This is a genomic window from Bacteroides sp. B1-V-101 (assembly GCF_023656585.1).
Classification (GTDB): domain Bacteria; phylum Bacteroidota; class Bacteroidia; order Bacteroidales; family Bacteroidaceae; genus Bacteroides; species Bacteroides thetaiotaomicron.
Window position 1 is genome coordinate 1 of the sequence record NZ_JAMOKH010000051.1, and the last position, 20,898, is coordinate 20,898.

At 43.1% G+C, this 20,898-nt stretch carries 12 protein-coding genes; 4 read left to right on the top strand and 8 right to left on the bottom strand.

Going from position 1 to position 20,898, the window contains the following annotated elements:
• Window positions 1–709: 709 nt before the first annotated feature.
• The 8 genes from NBH01_RS23615 to NBH01_RS23650 form a co-directional block, all read right to left on the bottom strand.
• Window positions 710–2,698 (bottom strand): retaining alpha-galactosidase, encoded by a 1,989-nt coding sequence (locus NBH01_RS23615; RefSeq protein WP_225658392.1) that lies wholly within the window; start codon window positions 2,696–2,698, stop codon window positions 710–712.
• Between the two features lie 32 nt (window positions 2,699–2,730).
• On the bottom strand, window positions 2,731–5,010 hold the full coding sequence (gene bglX / locus NBH01_RS23620) for a beta-glucosidase BglX (protein WP_225658393.1): 2,280 nt from the start codon (window positions 5,008–5,010) through the stop codon (window positions 2,731–2,733).
• Between the two features lie 193 nt (window positions 5,011–5,203).
• Window positions 5,204–6,187, bottom strand: coding sequence for a glycoside hydrolase family 43 protein (locus tag NBH01_RS23625; RefSeq protein WP_016269673.1), 984 nt, complete (start codon window positions 6,185–6,187; stop codon window positions 5,204–5,206).
• A gap of 58 nt (window positions 6,188–6,245) precedes the next feature.
• Window positions 6,246–8,204: a RagB/SusD family nutrient uptake outer membrane protein gene (locus tag NBH01_RS23630; protein ID WP_225658394.1), complete on the bottom strand. Its 1,959-nt coding sequence runs from the start codon at window positions 8,202–8,204 to the stop codon at window positions 6,246–6,248.
• An 11-nt stretch (window positions 8,205–8,215) separates the two neighbouring features.
• Complete coding sequence (locus NBH01_RS23635) at window positions 8,216–11,575, bottom strand: SusC/RagA family TonB-linked outer membrane protein (protein ID WP_008765462.1); 3,360 nt, start codon at window positions 11,573–11,575, stop codon at window positions 8,216–8,218.
• Between the two features lie 271 nt (window positions 11,576–11,846).
• Window positions 11,847–12,860, bottom strand: coding sequence for a FecR family protein (locus NBH01_RS23640; protein WP_250700336.1), 1,014 nt, complete (start codon window positions 12,858–12,860; stop codon window positions 11,847–11,849).
• A 70-nt stretch (window positions 12,861–12,930) separates the two neighbouring features.
• Entirely contained in the window at window positions 12,931–13,521 is a 591-nt protein-coding gene (locus NBH01_RS23645; RefSeq protein ID WP_008765464.1) for an RNA polymerase sigma-70 factor, read from the bottom strand.
• Between the two features lie 127 nt (window positions 13,522–13,648).
• Entirely contained in the window at window positions 13,649–15,841 is a 2,193-nt protein-coding gene (locus NBH01_RS23650; RefSeq protein WP_008765465.1) for a GH92 family glycosyl hydrolase, read from the bottom strand.
• Between the two features lie 258 nt (window positions 15,842–16,099).
• Between NBH01_RS23650 and sppA the strand changes: the two genes are divergently transcribed.
• From sppA to thiL, 4 genes are read left to right on the top strand one after another with little or no spacing between them, the layout of a single operon-like run.
• The gene (sppA, locus tag NBH01_RS23655; protein ID WP_008765466.1) at window positions 16,100–17,878 is read left to right on the top strand and encodes a signal peptide peptidase SppA; all 1,779 of its coding nucleotides are present in this window, start codon (window positions 16,100–16,102) and stop codon (window positions 17,876–17,878) included.
• 10 nt (window positions 17,879–17,888) lie between these two features.
• Window positions 17,889–19,031 (top strand): tetraacyldisaccharide 4'-kinase, encoded by a 1,143-nt coding sequence (gene lpxK, locus NBH01_RS23660; protein ID WP_008765467.1) that lies wholly within the window; start codon window positions 17,889–17,891, stop codon window positions 19,029–19,031.
• The gene (locus NBH01_RS23665) at window positions 18,970–19,779 is read left to right on the top strand and encodes a purine-nucleoside phosphorylase (RefSeq protein WP_008761225.1); all 810 of its coding nucleotides are present in this window, start codon (window positions 18,970–18,972) and stop codon (window positions 19,777–19,779) included. Before lpxK ends, NBH01_RS23665 begins: the two co-directional genes overlap by 62 nt.
• A 15-nt stretch (window positions 19,780–19,794) precedes the next feature.
• Window positions 19,795–20,829, top strand: a complete 1,035-nt coding sequence (thiL, locus tag NBH01_RS23670) for a thiamine-phosphate kinase (RefSeq protein ID WP_008765468.1) — start codon at window positions 19,795–19,797, stop codon at window positions 20,827–20,829.
• Window positions 20,830–20,898: the final 69 nt, after the last annotated feature.

Here is a 20,898-nt window from a genome sequence, read left to right on the forward strand (position 1 = left end):
GAACGATAGAAATCGCCAAGAAGTTCAAGCTGATAAGGACTAAAGGTCATGTCACTCTTTTTCATCTTTTATTCATTTTAGTTGATACTTATAGTAGTCAACCAAATCCAGGGTAAGACACAAGGCAGGAACTGATGCCTTACTTATATGATTCAATTAACTTGACCGCACCAACTGTTCGATTAACCTGCTCTTCCAAGAAACAATAAATCACTTATCACTCAAAAACAGATGAGTTATCAACCATTAAAGACTGATTTCTCAATTATTAATGTCTGAAACATCAATCGTTAATAATTGATACCTCAGATATTAACACACTGTAAATCAAATGACAATATCAAACAAATGACAGATAATGATACATGGAAGAGTGAGAGCAAACACTTGCTCTCACTCTGCTACCATTGGATCTCTAACTACTAAAACATCGATGAATAAAGGGATACAGACGAACTGTTAGAGCATGAGAGCAAAACGGCTATCAAATCACTGTGGAGCGTAAAGAGAGAGCCTGATTATCTCTAGGAGAATAATATGCTAGACCAAGGATCAGTTTACAACACAAAAAGTGACGGCAAAAAGCGTAAAACTCTTGCCGTCACTTAGCCATCAGCATTTGCCGTCACCGCTATTGGTTTATATATTAATACTTTATTCTAAAAAGGTGACGGGTGACGATAAAAAACTAGTTTCAACTCTAAAGTAATTATTTTATCTTAAGGGCAAAACCTCCTCCCGGTGCCAGATGAACTTTCAGTTTACCGTCCTTCTTTATCGGAAAGGACTCACACTTATAATCACGACCTGCCCGATGAGCATTCACACCATCTTTAAACAAAGTAGCATGATAAGATTTATCACCCAGGAAAGAACAATCGACTTCAATATCACGTGCACTCCAATCTGTAATTCCACCTACATACCAGACATCCCCTTTCCGGCGTGCTGTCACAATATACTCTCCCATTTTACCGTCAAGAACGATACTTTCATCCCATACAGTTGGTATTTCTGCGATAAATGCCGTTGATTCCGGTTCACGCATATAGTTGCTCGGAGTATCGCACAACATATTAAAAGGAGATTCAAGCACCACGTACAGGGCTAGCTGGCGGCAACGGGTTCCCTGACTCATCGGTTCAGAATTGCAGGGATAATAGTTACCTTTGGAAGCATTTCTCATCGCCCCCTGCGTATAATCCATCGGACCGGAAACCTGACGGATGAAAGGAATCATCACATCATACTTCACCTGATCTACTGACGGTGAACTCCATTTCATCTGCTCCAACCCATTGACTCCTTCGAAATTCAACACATTCGGATAAGTACGGTTCAATCCGGCAGGCTTATGAGTGCCGTGAAGGTCGAGAATCAGCTTGTATTTAGCACACATTTCAGCGGCACGATAGTTGAATGCAGTCATTTCCTGATCGTCACGGTCCATAAAGTCCACTTTGAAACCCTTTACTCCCATTTCGGCATAATGACGGCACACATTTTCCATATCACGCTCGAATGCATGATAACCGGCCCAAAGGATGATACCTACATTTTTAGAAGCTGCGTAATCTACCAGTTCTTTCAGGTCAATCTCCTTGACAACCTGCATCAAATCCGCCTGTAAGTTCACTGCCCATCCCTCGTCAAGTATCACATACTCGATACCGTTTGCAGAAGCAAAGTCTATATATGCCTTATAAGTCGGATTATTTACTCCGGTCACAAAATCAACGCCATCCAGATTCCAGTCATTCCACCAGTCCCAAGCAACCTTTCCCGGTTTAATCCATGAAAGATCGGACATACGTGAAGGCGCACCTAACAGGTAGCTGAGATTGGTAGCGGCAAGGTCCTTATCGGTGGTAGTAACCACGGCTATACGCCAGGGGAAGTTTCTCGGCTTATCCACTTTGGCAATGTAGTCTTCATGCTCCTTCACCAACATCTGAAGCTGGTTGTGACCACCCTGTACCGTACGCTTCGGATAAGGAGCATGCATACTGCTCAGACGATTCGCGCCTTCCGAAGCAGAAAGATAAAGTCCCGGATAATTTTCCAGATCGGACTCTGTGATACAGACTTTCACTCCATCGCCCGCATCTACTACCAACGGCAAGAACATCAAGCGCTGTTTATTCAGCTTCGACAGTTTGTCCGTTGTATACGTATTCTCGAAAGAATTAAAAAACTGGGAGTTATAATCACCGTCTTTACCGCTTTTTACATAAGGCACGGAGGCAGTCATATCCGATGGAAAACAATAATCAGATACTTCCGTCACCACACGAAAAGGCTTCTTCCCCTGATTCACAAAACGGTAGGCGATACCGTCATTGTATGCACGAAACTCTACATTCCAGTCTTTTTTGAAACGCAAGGTCAGTCCATTATAATGATTTCTCAATTCGCTGGCACGGTAGAAAGGAGATGGTATCATCTCGTCCACACTCTTCCTGGAAGTTCCGGATAATTTCGCATTTTCTCCCCAGACAGTCCCGTTATCCAACGTCATTGATATGGGAGAAGGAGTCAGAATCTGCCTGCCGTTGCATGTAATGTCATAAGTCAGCCGGTCGCCAATGGTTATTGTCGTTTTCAGATTTCCATCAGGTGAGGCTAGTGTAAATTGCTTCTGAGCTTGCAACGAAAGCGTACACAAGACACATAATAATAAAAATGTAAGTTTTTTCATGGTTGTAACTAATATATTAGATTTCAAAATAATTATTCCGCAATAAAGCGCTTTGTCTGTACATCACGACTGTTCGTACCTATCATCACGTCAAACTCTCCCGGTTCGTAGATATATTGCAGCCCGGAATTATAAAATTTCAGGTCATCTTCCGTAAGTACAAACTTCACTTCACGGCTTTCTCCTTTTTTCAGGAAGATACGATCGAAGCCTTTCAGCTCTTTCACCGGACGCGCTACTTCCGCATAGATATCACGCAAATAGATTTGTACCGTTTCATAGCCGTCATGGTTCCCTTTGTTGGTGACGGTAACGGAAGCTGTCAGGTTTCCATTTTTCGGCAAGGTTTCCGAACTGAGCTGCAGGTCGCCATATACAAAGTCGGTATAACTCAAACCGTATCCGAAAGGATAAAGAGGTTCGTTACCCTCATCCAGGTAGTTGCTGGCATACCGGTTGAAAACACGGTTGTCCGGGTCCGGACGTCCGGTGTTCAAATGATTGTAGAACAAAGGAAGTTGCCCTACCGAACGAGGGAAGGTAGTAGTCAGCTTGCCGCACGGGACGGCTTTGCCAAACAGAACATCGGCAACGGCATCCCCTGTCTCACTACCTCCGAACCATACATTCAGAATAGAAGGAATGTGTTCGCTTTCCCAGTTCAAGATCAAAGGACGACCGGTGAACAGGAGCAGTACCACAGGCTTACCTGTTTTCACCAATGCTTTTAATAAGTCCTGCTGAGCGTCAGGGATTTCCAGATTAGTACGGGAAGGAGATTCACCACTCATTTCCGCACATTCACCCACAGCAGCCACAATCACATCGGCACGGGCAGCCGTACGCAATGCCTCGGCCAGCAGTTGCTGATCATTACCACGTTCCAACGGACGGATGCCGACAGCTCCTTTTTCCATTTCCGCATCATAATATACATTGCTGCCTTTGGCATAAAGTATTTCAGACTTGTCTCCTACTGCCGACCGGATTCCTTCGAGTAATGTACCATGTCTGGACGGAGTACAGGTCATGCTCCACATTCCGCACATATTATTGCGTGCATCTGCCATCGGACCTATTAATGCAATTTTCCCTTTTTCCTCCAACGGAAGCAGGTGATTCTCATTTTTCAGTAGAACAAACGTCCCTGCCGCAACCTCGCGTGCAACTGCACGGTGCTCAGGTGTATAAAGTTCTTTTTCCGCACGTAACGTATCGCAATATTTATATGGATCGGCAAACAAGCCCAGTTTATACTTAGCCTCCAGCACACGACGGCAAGCTGCATCAATCTGTGCTTCGGTGACTTTCCCCTCTTTCAGCGATTCTTCCAACGTATTGAGAAAGCCGCAGGAAACCATGTCCATATCCGTCCCCGCCTGCAAAGCACGGACAGAGGCTTCCTTCAAAGGAGCCACACCATGAATGGACATTTCAGCAATGGAATTGTAGTCTGTGACCAAAAGTCCCTGAAATCCCCATTCGTCACGAAGCACGTCTGTCAACAGCCATTTATTTGCCGTAGCCGGTATGCCGTCTACTATATTAAAAGAACTCATCACACTACCGACACCAGCCTCAACCGCCGCCCGATAAGGAGCAAAATATTCGTTATACATACGCAGATGGCTCATGTCGACTGTATTATAATCCTTACCGGCTTCTGATGCTCCATAGAGGGCGAAATGTTTTACACAAGAAAGGATTTCATCTTTTCCCTGCATACTGTCACCTTGATAACCGTGCACATAGGCCTTTGCCAACAGTGAACCCAGATAAGGGTCCTCACCGCTTCCTTCGGCAATACGTCCCCAACGGGCATCCCGGCAGATATCTACCATCGGGCTGAATGTCCAGCAAATGCCATCCGCACTGGCTTCAATGGCAGAAATCCGCGCCATCCGCTGAATAGCCAACGTATCCCAACTGCATGAGAGGGCCAACGGTATCGGGAAAATCGTTTCATAACCATGTATGACGTCCGCCCCGACTATCAAGGGAATTTTCAATCGGGTTTCTTCCACTGCCAGCCGTTGCAGGTCATAGATTTTTTTGATTCCTTTTACATTGAAAAAGCCACCGATCTCTTCTTTGCGAATCATATCACTAAGCTCACTATTCATCACCGAGCCTGTCACCAAGTCGCCACCGGAAGGCAGGTTCAACTGTCCCAGCTTCTCACGGATCGTCATTTTACCCATCAGGTCTGTGACAAAGCGATCCATCTCTACCTCTTTTCCCCCACCAGACTCCGAACAGGAAAAGAATATAATGCCACAAATGGCACCAAACACCAGATTTCTTATTTTCATAAGCTCTTCAAATTATTTATTTACTTTTCTGACTTTACCTTCTATACAATAACGGCAACATCGGTCAACAGAATCTATTTCGCCAAAGTTAACACTTCCTTCTAAATAATGAGACATATACCCGCAAAATAGATTATTTATTTCTGTCAACTGAATCTATATACAATAGACGGTTCAGAAAGAAAAAGCCACATTAATTCAGAGCTACAAATTTTCCATCCTTAATATAAATAGGTGTTATCACCGGATGTTCCGTCTGCGAATTCGGTGCATGATAAGAAATCATCAGCCTGCCTTTAAGATCCTTGAATACCATCGCGTGTCCGCCATCGTCACTATTTAACGTTTCGGGCTCCTGCACCCAAGGACCAAGCACATCACCTGATGCCGAGACAGCCTGCCCGATAGCATATTTTCCATCTGTCTTTCGGAAACTGGACCATAGCATAATCAGTTTTCCATCATCCAGACGATAGATAAAAGGCGCATCCGTAACATTGCCTGTCACCCCGGAACTTGTAATAGAGCCTACCCAGGGAGCTTCCGAAGCCTTGAACAACAGATACGGATCACCTTCTGTCGTTTTCAGATCTTTCGCCAGCCGTTGGGCATAAATTTCACCGTCGATGGCCTCCAGCCACTCACGACAGAACAACAGCCAGGGATTTCCTTCTTTGTCAATATACAAAGATCCATCCAGACACATCCAGCCGGAAGGAGTAATCGCCTTGTTTACAAGTGGAGTGAAAGGACCTTTCGGACTATCGGAAACTAGAATAGAAGTTCCCCGCTTCACTCCCGCATTACTGAAAGTAGCAAATAAATAATAACGTCCTTCATATTCATACACATCCGGTGCCCAAAAATCCTGTTGCCCCCAGAAATCAGTTTTAGCTATAAAAGAATATCCTTCGTCTTTCCACGTGGACAGGTCTTTACTTTTATAAACTCTGATTTTCAAGTTATTATTGAAATGAAGATAATACATCGAAGTTTTCTTGTCGACCAGAATAAACGGGTCCCGCAAACGCAAACTCGATACAGGAATCGTGAAACTTTCTCCCCCTACTTCATCCGGATCGGTGGAGGAAGTCTGTCCATCATCATTACTACAACTGACAATACACGCTCCCATCAATAACAAGAGCGAAAGAATAGAATGCTTTAACTTTTTCATATATCAATGATTATTTAATAAAATACCTATTGAAAACTGATAAATAAATTGTTCAAGATCAATAATGAGGATTCTGCTCGATATGAGAATTTTCAATAATAACCGAAGTAGGAATCGGGAACAAAAGATTCTTCTCTGAGAAATTAGTACTATACTTCTTACCGGTTTCTACATATTTCCCCATCCGGATCAAATCTTCCCTGCGCTTTCCTTCATACCAGAACTCCCAACCTCTTTCTTTCAGAATCCAGTCTCTCAACGACTCCTTATCCGGGAAATCGGATAATTGCTTTATGATAGCGTCTCCACCATCAGCAGCCTGTTCCATTGCTGTAAACTCGATTTCATCAATCCAAAGTTCATATCCGCTTCCGGAATTTCCCAAGGCAAGGAACAGAGCACAATTTTGATCTTCCGTAGCTTTACCTGTCTGTGTGGAGAATTCCTTTACTTCGCCTGCTTTCAAAGAGATGGATTCCATGTGGCTCAATGGTCCTTCAACGCGTATTTCAAACTGAATGTCTTTCGAGGCTTTCAACTTCATCTTTATTGAATACTTACGCCCTTTTGCAACCAAAGGTTCTGTTCGCATCTGCAAAGTCCAGAATTCCGTACCCGAAGATTCAACTTCCACATGTAAGCTGTTTCCGTTATTCAACGTGTTGTTTTTATCCACATCATACTTCCAGGCAGATCCACCGGCCTGATCGTAGTTATTCATCGAGAATATCCCTATAACATTGTCAACAAACTCTCCGTCAAAGCTCTCTTTAAAAACGGGTATTGCAGGCAGAGAGGTGCCAAAGCCAAAAGCACGTTTCCGGATATCATTAATCAGATCGACACTCCCCTGATTAGGACCATTCAGTTCATTCAATGCTTCCGCCTTAAATAACAACACTTCTGCATATCGGTCGAGTACCTTGTCATTGCCTGCCCATGTGCCTGTAGCTTCAGGATCAATCCCATATTTCAAAGGCAAAGCACCTACATCACCACTGGCCCTCAAATCAACTGTAGCACCGGACTTTGATGTATATTCGGCCTGTGCCAAAGCTCTTCGCCGGTCATTTTCATCAAACGTATCATAGAATTCCCACGGCATCCGGTGTCCGGACCATCCTTCTACGATGTTTCCATAAGGTGAAGCGTAGTCACCCGGCAAAATATTTGCATATGTATGATTACCATAATCTGCCAGTGGTTCAGCCCTCACAACAAACATCAGTTCTTTATTACCTTCGTTCTGAGCTGAAAATATACTTGCATAATCCTTCTCCAGTTCATAGTAATTCAGACCGATAATCTCATTTGCCGTTTCGAGAGCATTCTGCCACTGCTTTTCATGCATATAATATTTCAGTAAATAATGCAGGGCAGCTCCTTTTGTGATGCGTCCATATTCAGCTTGTTCTACCGGAAGTGCGTCGGCAGCAGCACGCAGTTCTGTCCTCAGGAAAGTTCCGACTTCTTCAGACGTAGGTCTGTAAGGTTTATAATCCGGATCCGGATTGATTGCCTGGTCGGCTTCCAGAATCATTGGCATAGGACCATAAAGCCGATATAAATCGAACATGAAAAAGGCTCTGAGCGCCCGGACCTCCGCAATATACAAGTCTTTCACCGACTGGGTTACCGGAGACTCTTCCATTTTCGCTATCGTATAAGTGCAACGGGTGATATTAGGAGCAGTCCAGTTATAGAATCCTTTCACCATCTGGTCAGCATCCGTCCACGAACCATTCAGAAAAGCAACCCATGACCATTTGGTAGTCCATTCTTCGGTTGAAACCTCATCCATTACAAAAGAACTTCCATCACAAAACAAATAAGGTCCCCAGCCTTTTTGGCGTAATTCATAATAAAGGGCAACCGTTGCAGCCGAAAGGTCTGCAGGAGTATTAAACGCATTTCCAGTATCTACAACTCCATACAAGTGAGGTTCCAAGCTCCCCTCACAGGCTACAAACTGAATGCTTATAAATAGTAATAATAGTTTTTTAGCTAATTTCTTCATGACATTCCAGTTTAAAATTTCACATCAAGTCCAAATGAAAAAGTCTTCTGTTGAGGATATGACGCCCGGTCGTTTTCAACTTCCGGATCGAGTCCTTTATATCCGGTAAACGTCAGCAGATTCTGACCGGAAAAGTAAAATCTTACTTTCAACTTATCAGCTTTAAACAGTCTGCTCAAATCATATCCCAACGTTACGCTCTTCAGACGTAAATATGTATTCTTCTCCCAGTTCGGAGCACCGTAGCTATCATAGCTGTTCACTTCGCCACTAGGCATAGCAGAACTCATGTTGTCGGAAGTCCAACGATTTTTTATATCCGCCAAAAAGTTATTATTGTCTTTCAGCCTCTGGATGCCGTTTCCACCATACACCCCGTGTTCTACCTGAGTGTAAGGATAGGAGTATCCGCCAACCGAAGCATAAAGATAGATATTCAGATCAAATCCTTTGTACCGGAAATCATTCGAGAATCCCATAGTAAACTTCGGTGCACGTGTCCCCAGATATACGACATCTGCCTGGTCTATTTTCCCATCAGGCTTTCCTGTCAGATTCCCTTCCTCATCGAGTCCGTTCACATCTTTATATTTGCGCTGTCCCGGTAACAAGTCCGGCATAGCCGGCGTATCTTCACCCGCCTGCTTTATACCGTCCGGAATCAGCGTATAGATAGCACTTACCGGATCGTTTTCTTTGACATAAGGAGCCAGGATTACTTTCGGATCACGTTCTTTCCATCTGTCACGATAGGAAGTATACGTCAATGTCGATTCCCAATGTAACGGTCCTTCCAGGTTCACTGTATTCAGCGTCAGTTCAAAACCGGTACTTTTTGTTTTTCCAATGTTGGACCATATACCGGTAGTGACAGCTGTATGCGGCAGCGAACGCCAGCTCAGCAGGTCTTTTACCTCTTTAAAGAAAACATCTACACTACCATTGATACGATTCCGGAAGAAACCGAAATCCAGTCCGAAGTTAACTTCTGTAGTCGTTTCCCACTTTAAATCAGGATTACCGAACTTTCCCAGATTTACTCCTCTCTTTTCTGTATCTCCCAGATAATAATTTCTGCCGTCAAAGGCAAAGTACTCGGAAGCAGCATCGTTAGGCAGATTTTCATTACCCACCTGTCCCATGCTGACACGCAACTTGGCATCGGAGAGCCAGTTGACATCTTTCAGAAAATCTTCCTGATTCATTCTCCACGCAAATGCTCCCGAAGGAAAGAAAGCATAACGGTTGTTCTTTCCAAAACGGTCGCTACCATCGATACGGGCAGTAAAAGTAAACAGATACTTGTCTTTGAAAGAGTATTGGGCACGACCAAAATAAGAAGCCAACACGTGTTTATTTTTATAAGAACTGACCACCGGACGCGTTTCACCTGCCTGTAGTTTATAATACATCAACGCATCAGACATAAATCCCATAGCACGTGCATACGCTCCGTCATCATTCTGCACCTGATACGAATATCCCAGTAATGCAAGAAGTTTATGTCTCTCCTTGAAAGTCTTCTGAAAATTGAAAACCATATCTGCCACATAGTCTTCACGGTTGGCGGAATTGATATTCGCATCTCCATTCACACTACTTCCATATTTCGTAGTCATCGGATAGTAGCTATGGCGGGACCCGTCGCGGATATCCGCACCGGCAGACAGTTTCAACCAGAACACATCTTTTATAAAATAGAAATTAGTGAATGCTGTTGCCAGAAAACGCTTGGTCTTTGTCTCATCCTCAATGTCGAGATAAGACAAAGGATGATTGAGCAATGCCTGCTTAGGATCTTCCATCCATTTGCCGGTCGTCAGGTCTCGTTCCGCCTTCACTGTCGGACTATAACTTAACGCCGATTCAATAATACCTGCCGTACTGTCATATCCTCCCCCCAGTGTCGCATTCTGATCGACTACATAAGAGGCTGTGGCAGAAATACCATAATCCCACCATTTCGTTATTTTATGGTCCAGATTATAACGGAAGCTATAGCGTTTATAACCGGATGTTTTCACCACTCCTTTCTGATCGAAGTAGTTCAGCGAAATCAATGATCTCATCTTTTCATTACCATAAGTCACTGTGAGGTTATGTTGCTGGATAAGACCTGTACGGGTAATCATATCATACCAGTTGGTCCCTTTTCCGGCTTTTGCTATTTCTTCATCCGTGTACATAGGCACATAAGGGCTGACAGCACCCGGATCTGTATTCCCATAAGGATATACCAGATTCTGCATTAAATACTGTTCTTTATAGTAACTGTTCTGAGTAGTCATTAACTCTCCGGCCGTCAATAATTCCGGTCGTTTATTTATAGTCTGAAACGACATATTCATGTTATACTCTACTTTCGTATCCTGAGTACCTCTTTTTGTCGTAATCAGAACAACTCCATTAGCACCCCGCGCACCATAAATGGCAGTTGCCGAAGCGTCCTTCAAAATCTCTATGGATTCGATATCGTTAGGGTTAATACTGCTCAAAGGGCTGTTGCTTCCTGCCGTCCACTGATTACCGCTTCCCGGATTGACACCGGCATTCACTATGGGGAAACCATCGACCACATACAGCGGATCATTCCCCGCACCGGTAGAAGCCGCACCCCGAATCAGAACTTCAATACCACCACCGGGCTGTGCACTCCCCTGTTTTACAGTAAGTCCTGCCGCACGTCCCATCAACATTTCAGAGAAGTTCGGTGAAGCTGCTTTATTGAGTTTCTCAGACTTTACAGAAACAATCGAAGCATTCAAGTCACTTTTCTTCATTGTACCGTATCCCACTACCACAACTTCATCCAGCAATTCTTGCTTTTCATACAAAACGATGGATAAATCTGTCTGATTTCCAACTTTCACTTCCAAAGGCTGATAGCCGATGTAAGACAGTTCCAATACCGCTCCCGGTGATACTTCCAACGTAAACTTCGCATTTATATCCGATACCGTTCCGTTAGTTGTCCCTTTCTCCTTGATGGTAACACCGATAATAGGCTCGCCGTTAACATCATTCACCACACCTGTGATCTTACGTTTTTTACCATCCTTTGAAGTATTCTGCCTGGCTTGTCCTTTCTGAACAATTACATTCTTCCCTTTCACTTCATAGACAACGTCTTGTCCGTACAATATCTGATCGATAGCCTCATTCAGCTCTTTCGCCTTTACAGTTATAATCTTCTTTGTATCCAGATCTCCGACTTTATAAACGAAAGAATATCCGCTTTTATTCTTCAACTGGGTCATTGCTTCTTTCACTGAAACGTTATCCATTTTCAATGAAACAGCCTGGGCTAGTATTGCTATGTTAAGGCAAAACAGAGCCATGACCATTAATATGGCCTTCTTCCTGTAATTCATAAAATAAACAAATTATTAATTAAAACTTGAATAACTCGTTTTAAAAGAGATGTATTTTGCTAACTTTGCACATTCTCTTTTGAAAACATATTCACACTAGATGATTGTTGAAAGAAGAGATTCAAGGAGCCGGGAGATGTCCGAAATCTTCCGGTTTTTTATTTGTCTCTCCTTATTTGTCAGCTAAAGATTATTCTGTATTTTTCTCTTTATTCATACTTTTCAATTTTTAAGGTTAAACAATCATAGCATTATAATCTCTGGTAACCGGTTAGTAGATAGTTATATTACGTTCTTCAATCTTATATTGCATTTTTTCCGTAGAAGCCAGTGCTTCCAGTACTTCCTGGATATTTTGTTCACGACGAACGAAGTTGCCATAGAAGCGGAATGTTTTTAAGGAATCATTGGCTATGTGAATCTTCACATTATAGCTACGTTCCAATTCTTTGGCGATATCCGGTAAGAGTTCTTCATCAAAAAACAAGTAACCGTCCGTCCACTGAGACGCATTGGATGCGGTAACCGACTCTACAGTCAAAAGCCCGTTCGCCTTATTTAATACGGCCCTTTCATCAGGTGAAAGGACTGCTTCTTTTTCTTCTCTCAACAAGTTGTTCAATCCGACCTTACCTTCCAGCAAAGAAACGACCACTTCATGATCTTCCGGATAGTCACGGAAATTGAATTTTGTTCCCAACACCTGTAATTGCAAGTCTTTAGTCTTTACGAAAAAGGGAATCTTCTCATTCCGCTTTACCTCAAAATATCCTTCCCCTTCCAGTTCTACTTTTCGGTTATCGACACCAAACCCCTGCGAGTATGTCATGCGTGAACCGGCATTAAGCCAGACTAATGTGCCATCCGGCAAATAAAGTTTTGTTTTTGATCCTAAAGGGGCTTCTACTGAAATATCTGCAAAAGTATCTTTCACATTCACCTCTCCCTGCCAATAAGAAATACATCCCACCGCTATTATGATTACAACAACCGCAGCATAACGCCACAACGCTGACAGGCTAAAACCTCGACGGGAAGTGCTCTGAATTTCCTTCTGACTTTCGACACGGTTTCTAAAATTCTCAAACGCTTTATCCTTATCATAGACAGATGCGGCTTCACGACTTACAGCTGAAAACCAGATCTCCCGCTGACGGATAAAATATTGCTGATTTTCAGCCGATGCGGCAATCCATGTTTTTAGTTCATCTAAAGCGTTCTTATCCAGACCTTCAGTCAGATAGTTGGCAATCAGTTCATCAATATGTTTATTTTCTTCTTCCATATTTATGCTTTCTATAAAGGAGACAGTTGTTTTTTAATTAAGGGTAGTCAGAAAATGATTTTTTTTCGCTTTACCTGAAAAAAAATAGTAATAGAGAAATCAGGTACTTACTCAAATGAGCGTGTAAAGAAGCTAAAGCATTCTTTATATGATACTTAACTGTATTAATAGATATTCCCAGTTCACCGGAAATTTCTTCGTATGATTTTCCTTCAAAGCGACTTTTAGCAAAAACCCGACGGCATTCGTCCGGCAATTTATCGATAGCCTTATATATTTCGTTTTCAAGTTCACGTTCCAGTAAAATACCTAACGGATGCGAATCGGACAGTATGATTTTATCATCCGTTATCTCATCGGGCATAAGAGCAGAAAATGCTATTTCTCTCTTTTCACGTTCCGAATTAAGATAGTTAATGCAACGATTACGGACAGCTCTCAGCAGGTAACTACGGATAGAGACTGAAATATCCAAAGTCTCACGTATCTCCCATAAATGAAAGATAGTATCTCCTACAATGGTTTCGGAAAGGAACTGATCTTTTAGATAACCATTGGCAACATAACAGAGCAGGGCATAGTGATGATCATATATGTAACGATAAGCATTTTCATTGCCTATCTTCAGTTGTTCCACTATTAAAGTTTCAGTATTCTCCATGAATGTACCAGTCAGATTAATAGCACAAATTTAGAGAATTATTCGAATTTAAAGCATATAAAGCCAAAAATCCCTCCAAAGAAAAAAAACTTTGGAGGGATCTTCTTTATACTACTCTGTATACAGTCTATTTCATCTTATATACGAGTGTACCACCTTTCAGAATATCTTCATGAGAAATCGTATTCTTTGTATAAGGTTCGCCATTCAGCGTGATACTATCCACATATTTATGTTCCTTCGATAAGTTTTCAGCGATCACAGTAAAGGTCTTTCCATCAGCCAGATGTAGCACAATCTTCGGTAACTGAGGAGCTCCGAATACATAATCACCGCTTACCGGATCTACCGGATAGAAACCCATTGCACTGAACATATACCATGCGGACATCTGACCACAGTCATCATTACCACAAAGTCCGTCAGGCTTGTTCTTATATTGAGTATCAAAGATTTCACGGATTAGTTCCTGTGTACGTTCCGGACGCCCTGCCAAAGCATATAAATAAGTAACATGATGACTGGGCTCATTACCATGTGCATACTGTCCGATCAAACCTGTCACATCAGCCTGGGTTGTTTCCAGTTTCACTGTAAACAGGGAATCCAGCTTGTTCAGGAAAGGTTCTTCTCCACCGAAGAGAGCAATCAAACCGGGAACATCGTGTTGCACATGCCAGGTATATTGCCATGCATTTCCTTCCGTATAGTCACCGCCTGTACTTTCCGCATGTCCTACATCACTAGGATTAAACGGAGATTTCCAGGTTCCGTCAGCTTTACGCGGACGCATAAAATTCGTCTGTGAATCGAATAAGTTCTTATAATAATCTGCACGTTTCGCAAAGTAAGCAGCATCTTCTTCTTTTCCCATACGACGGGCCATGTCAGCTGCCGCATAATCGTCATATACCGATTCCAGAGTTGAAGAGACGGATTCCGCTTTTGTCAGATCTGTCGGGAAATATCCGTATTTCGTATACACTTCCCAGTCGGACTTCAACGGATGAGATACAGTCTGTGTCTTCTTCACCATATTGAAAGCACGTTCCGCATCAAAACCACGGAAACCTTTTCGGTAGGCTTCAGCAATAACAGATACACCATGATTGCCGATCATACAAAAATTTTCTTTTCCCCACAATGCCCAAATAGGCAGGAAGCCTTGTACTTCACCTTGTTCTATCAATGAATTAACAAAACCATCCACACGTTCGGGAACCATTAATGTATAGAATGGATGAGCGGCACGATAAGTATCCCATAAAGAGAAGGTTGAATAGAATGTTCCTGTTCCGGCCTTCACAATCGAATCGGCAGCATTACGATACATACCGTCTACGTCTGAAATCTGGTTAGGCTGAATCAGTGCGTGATAAAAACAAGTATAGAAATTCGTCTTTTCATCATCCGTACCCTCTACGTCAATGCGACTCAGATAGATGTTCCATTCGTCATGGGCAGCCAGCTTCACACCGTCAAAGTTCCAGTCTGGTATTTCAGCCTGCAAGTTCTTCTTTGCTCCCTCTACGCTGGTAGTCGAAAGGGCCACCTTCATCATCAGTTCATCTCCCGGCTTCAAGTCGAAAGTAGCAATGATTCGCTTTCCTTTCTCAGTTTCTCCCATCGGAAGGTAAAGCGAATCTATTACCGGACGATTAAACTTCATCACAAAGAAGTAGTCCTGATCAACCCAGACCGTGTTATTCACGTGTCCGGTCAGCGTCTGAGCATCTTCCCAGTTCACTTCGCAACTATTCACTTGTGAATGATATTGTTCTTCTCTCCAGGCAGGTCCGTGCTGCAAGTCAATCAGCAGAGAAGCTGAATCCGCTTTATGATATGTATAACGATGAAGAGCTGCATGGATAGAAGCAGTCAGTTCCGCCTTTACCTGCGGATCGGATAATTCGACTGTATAATATCCCGGAGTAGCAGCTTCCTTGTCTTTCGGGAAATGGCTGCGATAAGCATCCCATGCACGGGCACGGGTACCGGTAACCGGCATCACCAGAATATCCCCCAAATCCATACATCCGGTTCCGTTCAGATGAGTCTGAGTGAAGCCCCAGATCAGAGAGTCCTGATAAGTATATTCCGAACAATATCTCCAACCTACTGCACCCGTCACCGGACTGGTCTGTATCATTCCGAAAGGATAGCAAGCTCCGGGGAATGTATGCCCATTGTCAGCAGCACCAATAAAGGTATTCACATACTGAGTGTAATCTTTCGTTTCCGCTTGCTCCGTCGGAGAACAGGAAGTGTACATAAACAGTCCCGCCAAAGCAACGGCCATCACAGGGGATTTTCTTTTCATGATAATCATAATGTTAAGTTAATGCTACAAATTTAGAGAATAATTCTCAATGCTACACTAAAATACAATAGAAAAATGGTCCCCAAGTCCGATCATTCAAAATTTATATCTACCCTGTTCCGGGCAGCATTCTAAAAGCAAATAAACCTGATTCATTGTGACAAAACAAAAATTCGCACGACTTATTGAATAAATATCAACTCAATTATTTATCTTTGTTAGCTTTAAAACAAGCTGACTCAAAAAAACAATAGTATAATGAAAGATTTCTTGAAATTTACGCTCGCCACTGTGACCGGTATCATCCTGTCAAGCATTGTATTATTTATTATCGGCATGGTAACATTGTTCGGCATTGTATCAACCGCGGATACAGAAACAATAGTGAAAAAGAATTCTGTGATGATGCTCGACCTGAACGGTGTATTAGTCGAACGCACTCAGGAGAGTCCGTTAGGTATCTTATCACAGTTGTTCAGCGACGACTCCAATACATACGGGCTGGACGATATTCTTTCTTCCATCAAAAAAGCAAAAGAAAATGAAAATATCAAAGGAATTTATCTGCAGGCAAGTATGCTCGGAACTTCGTATGCATCTTTGCAGGAAATCCGTAACGCATTGCTCGACTTTAAAGAAAGCGGAAAGTTCATCATAGCCTACGGAGATAGCTATACACAAGGACTTTATTATCTTTCCAGTGTAGCGGACAAGGTATTGCTCAATCCGAAAGGAATGATTGAGTGGAAAGGCATCGCTTCCGCTCCTCTGTTTTATAAAGACTTACTGCAAAAGATCGGGGTAGAAATGCAGATATTTAAAGTAGGTACTTATAAATCCGCCGTAGAACCGTTTATTTCTACAGAAATGAGTCCTGCCAATCGTGAACAGGTGACAGCTTTTATCAACTCGATCTGGGGACAGGTTACCGAAGGGGTATCTGCTTCCCGCAGCCTCCCCGTAGATTCACTGAATGCTTTAGCTGACCGTATGCTGATGTTTTATCCGGCAGAGGAAAGTGTGCAATGTGGCTTGGCGGACACATTGATTTACCGCAATGATGTTCGCAATTATCTTAAACAGTGGGTGGACTTGAAAGAAGATGACCGCCTTCCGGTGCTAGGGTTGAGTGATATGATCAATGTGAAAAAAAACATGCCGAAAGATAAAAGCGGTAACATCGTAGCGGTCTATTATGCCTCCGGAGAAATCACAGATTACAGCGGTTCTTCAACTTCTGAAGAGGGAATTGTAGGCACAAAAGTTATTCGTGACTTGCGTAAGCTAAAAGATGACGAGGATGTAAAAGCTGTCGTTCTCCGTGTTAATTCACCGGGTGGAAGTGCTTTTGCATCCGAACAAATCTGGCATGCCGTGAAAGAACTGAAAACAGAGAAACCAGTAATTGTTTCTATGGGTGATTATGCCGCATCAGGTGGTTATTATATCTCTTGTGTAGCCGATACAATCGTTGCAGAGCCGACTACATTGACGGGATCCATCGGAATTTTCGGTATGGTACCGAATGTTAAGGAATTATCAGAAAAGATCGGTTTGACCTACGATGTGGTAAAAACAAATAAATTTTCAGATTTTGGAAATATCATGCGTCCTTTCAATCAGGATGAGAAGACACTGATGCAGATGATGATTACCCAAGGTTATGATACATTCGTCAATCGCTGCGCTGAGGGGCGCCATATGAGCAAAGAGGCCATTGAGAAAATAGCTGAAGGTCGTGTATGGACAGGAGAAGCTGCTAAAGAACTTGGACTGGTAGACGTACTCGGAGGTATTGATACAGCTTTGGAGATTGCTGTCAGGAAAGCAGGAATCGAAGGATATACAGTTGTTTCTTATCCGGCAAAACAAGACCTCCTTTCTTCACTGCTCAATACGAAACCCACTAATTATGTGGAATCACAAATATTGAAAAGCAAGTTAGGAGAGTATTATCAACAATTCGGTATGCTGAAAAATTTAAAAGAGCGTTCCATGATTCAGGCACGCATTCCGTTTGAACTAAATATCAAGTAAACTGTACTGCATGGACGAACACTTTATCAAGATACATAAGTGGCTTTACCCTGTCTCATGGATTTACGGGGCAGTGGTAACAGTAAGAAACAAACTCTTTGACTGGGGATTCCTCCGGTCAAAGAGTTTTGGTGTTCCTGTCATCTGCATCGGCAACCTGTCTGTAGGCGGCACGGGAAAGACGCCGCACACCGAATATCTGATAAAGCTGCTTCGTGATAACTATCATGTGGCAGTATTAAGCCGGGGATATAAAAGGCATAGCCGAGGATATGTGCTTGCCACTCCCCAAAGTACTGCACGCAGCATCGGTGACGAGCCTTACCAGATGCATACCAAGTTCCCGTCTGTCACACTAGCTGTCGATGAGAACCGTTGCCATGGCATAGAACAATTACTATCCATCAAAGAACCGTCCATTGAAGTTGTATTGCTGGATGATGCTTTCCAGCACCGTTACGTCAAGCCGGGACTAAGCATCCTGCTGACGGATTATCACCGCCTCTTCTGCGACGATACTTTACTTCCGGCAGGTCGTCTGCGCGAGTCTGTCAACGGTAAAAACCGGGCACAAATCGTCATTGTCACAAAGTGCCCGCAGGATATTAAGCCGATTGACTATAATATTATCACAAAACGACTGAACCTCTATCCTTATCAGCAGTTATACTTCTCATCGTTTCGTTATGGAAATCTGCAACCGGTATTTCCATCAGCAAATTCAGAGATTGATTCTACAGTGAATGAGTTACCGCTGAGTGCTTTAACGAATACGGATATTCTGCTGGTAACGGGCATTGCATCACCTGCGCCTATTCTCGAAGAGTTGAAAATGTATACCGATCAGATTGATTCGCTTTCATTCGACGACCATCATCATTTCAGTCATCGGGACATACAACAGATCAAGGAACGATTCGGAAAACTGAAAGGTGAACATAAACTGATTGTCACCACCGAGAAAGATGCAACCCGCCTGATTCATCATCCGGTATTGAGCGAGGAACTGAAACCGTTTATTTACGCCTTGCCGATTGAGATTGAGATATTACAAAATCAACAAGATAAATTTAACCAACACATTATTGGCTATGTTAGAGAAAATACAAGAAACAGCAGCTTTTCTGAAAGGGAAAATGCACACCAGTCCTGAAACAGCCATCATCCTTGGCACCGGACTTGGCAGTTTGGCAGACGAGATCACCGAGAAGTATGAAATAAAGTATTCGGATATTCCTAACTTCCCGGTATCTACTGTCGAAGGTCATAGCGGTAAACTGATTTTCGGCAAGTTGGGCAACAAAGACATCATGGCAATGCAGGGGCGTTTCCATTATTATGAAGGTTATTCCATGAAGGAAGTGACTTTCCCTGTACGTGTAATGCGTGAGCTGGGTATCAAAACATTGTTTGTGTCCAACGCCAGCGGTGGTACAAACGAAGCTTTTGAAATCGGCGACCTGATGATTATCACCGATCATATCAACTACTTCCCCGAACATCCGCTTCGTGGCAAGAATATTCCTTATGGTCCACGCTTCCCGGATATGAGCGAAGCATATGATAAGGAACTGATTCGTAAAGCTGACGAGATTGCTCAGGAAAAAGGCATTAAGGTACAACATGGAATTTATATCGGTACGCAAGGCCCTACTTTCGAGACTCCTGCTGAATATAAACTATTCCACATTCTGGGTGCCGATGCAGTCGGTATGTCTACCGTTCCCGAAGTGATCGTAGCCAACCACTGCGGAATCAAGGTATTCGGAATCTCCGTCATCACTGACTTGGGAGTAGAAGGAAAAATTGTAGAAGTATCGCATGAAGAAGTTCAGAAGGCAGCGGACGCAGCCCAACCTAAAATGACCACTATCATGCGTGAACTTATCAACCGTGCTTAATACTAAACTCTATTTATGCGAACTGAAATAGCAACTCTCGGCGAGTTTGGTCTGATCGACCGCCTCACCGAGGGAATTAAACCAGAAAACGAATCTACCAAATACGGAGTGGGTGATGATGCCGCCGTCCTCTCCTACCCTTCGGAGAAACAAATATTAGTGACTACCGATCTATTGATGGAAGGTGTTCATTTCGACCTGACTTATGTCCCTCTGAAACATCTGGGATATAAATCGGCCGTAGTCAATTTCTCCGATATTTATGCAATGAATGGTACTCCGCGACAGATTACCGTATCGCTCGCTCTCTCCAAACGCTTCAGCGTAGAGGACATGGAAGAGCTTTATTCAGGCATTCGTCTGGCATGCCAACAGTATCATGTTGACATTATCGGAGGCGATACATCCTCTTCTCTTACGGGACTTGCCATCAGCATCACCTGTATCGGAGACGCTGACAAAGATAAAGTAGTCTACCGCAACGGAGCCAAAGAAACAGACTTGATTTGTGTCAGCGGTGACTTGGGTGCCGCATATATGGGGCTGCAACTTCTGGAACGTGAAAAAACAGTACTGAAAGGCGAAAAGGATGTCCAACCGGACTTCACCGGCAAAGAATACTTGCTGGAACGCCAGTTGAAACCGGAAGCCCGTAAAGATATCATCGAAAAACTGGCGGCTGCCAATATTGTCCCCACATCCATGATGGACATCTCCGATGGCCTGTCATCCGAATTAATGCATATCTGCAAACAAAGTAATACCGGATGCCGTGTCTATGAGGAACATATTCCTATTGACTATCAGACGGCTGTCATGGCAGAAGAATTCAACATGAACCTAACCACTTGTGCTATGAATGGCGGTGAAGATTATGAATTGCTTTTCACTGTCCCCATTGCCGATCATGAGAAAGTATCACAGATGGAGGGAATCCGTCTCATCGGGCATATCACCAAACCCGAACTCGGTTGCGCATTGATTACCCGTGACGGACAAGAATTTGAATTGAAAGCTCAGGGATGGAATCCGCTGAAAGAAGATAAATAGATTTTCTCAGTTATATACTGAAAAATATTTCATTCCATACAACACTGATAATAAGCAAAGTAGCTTTTT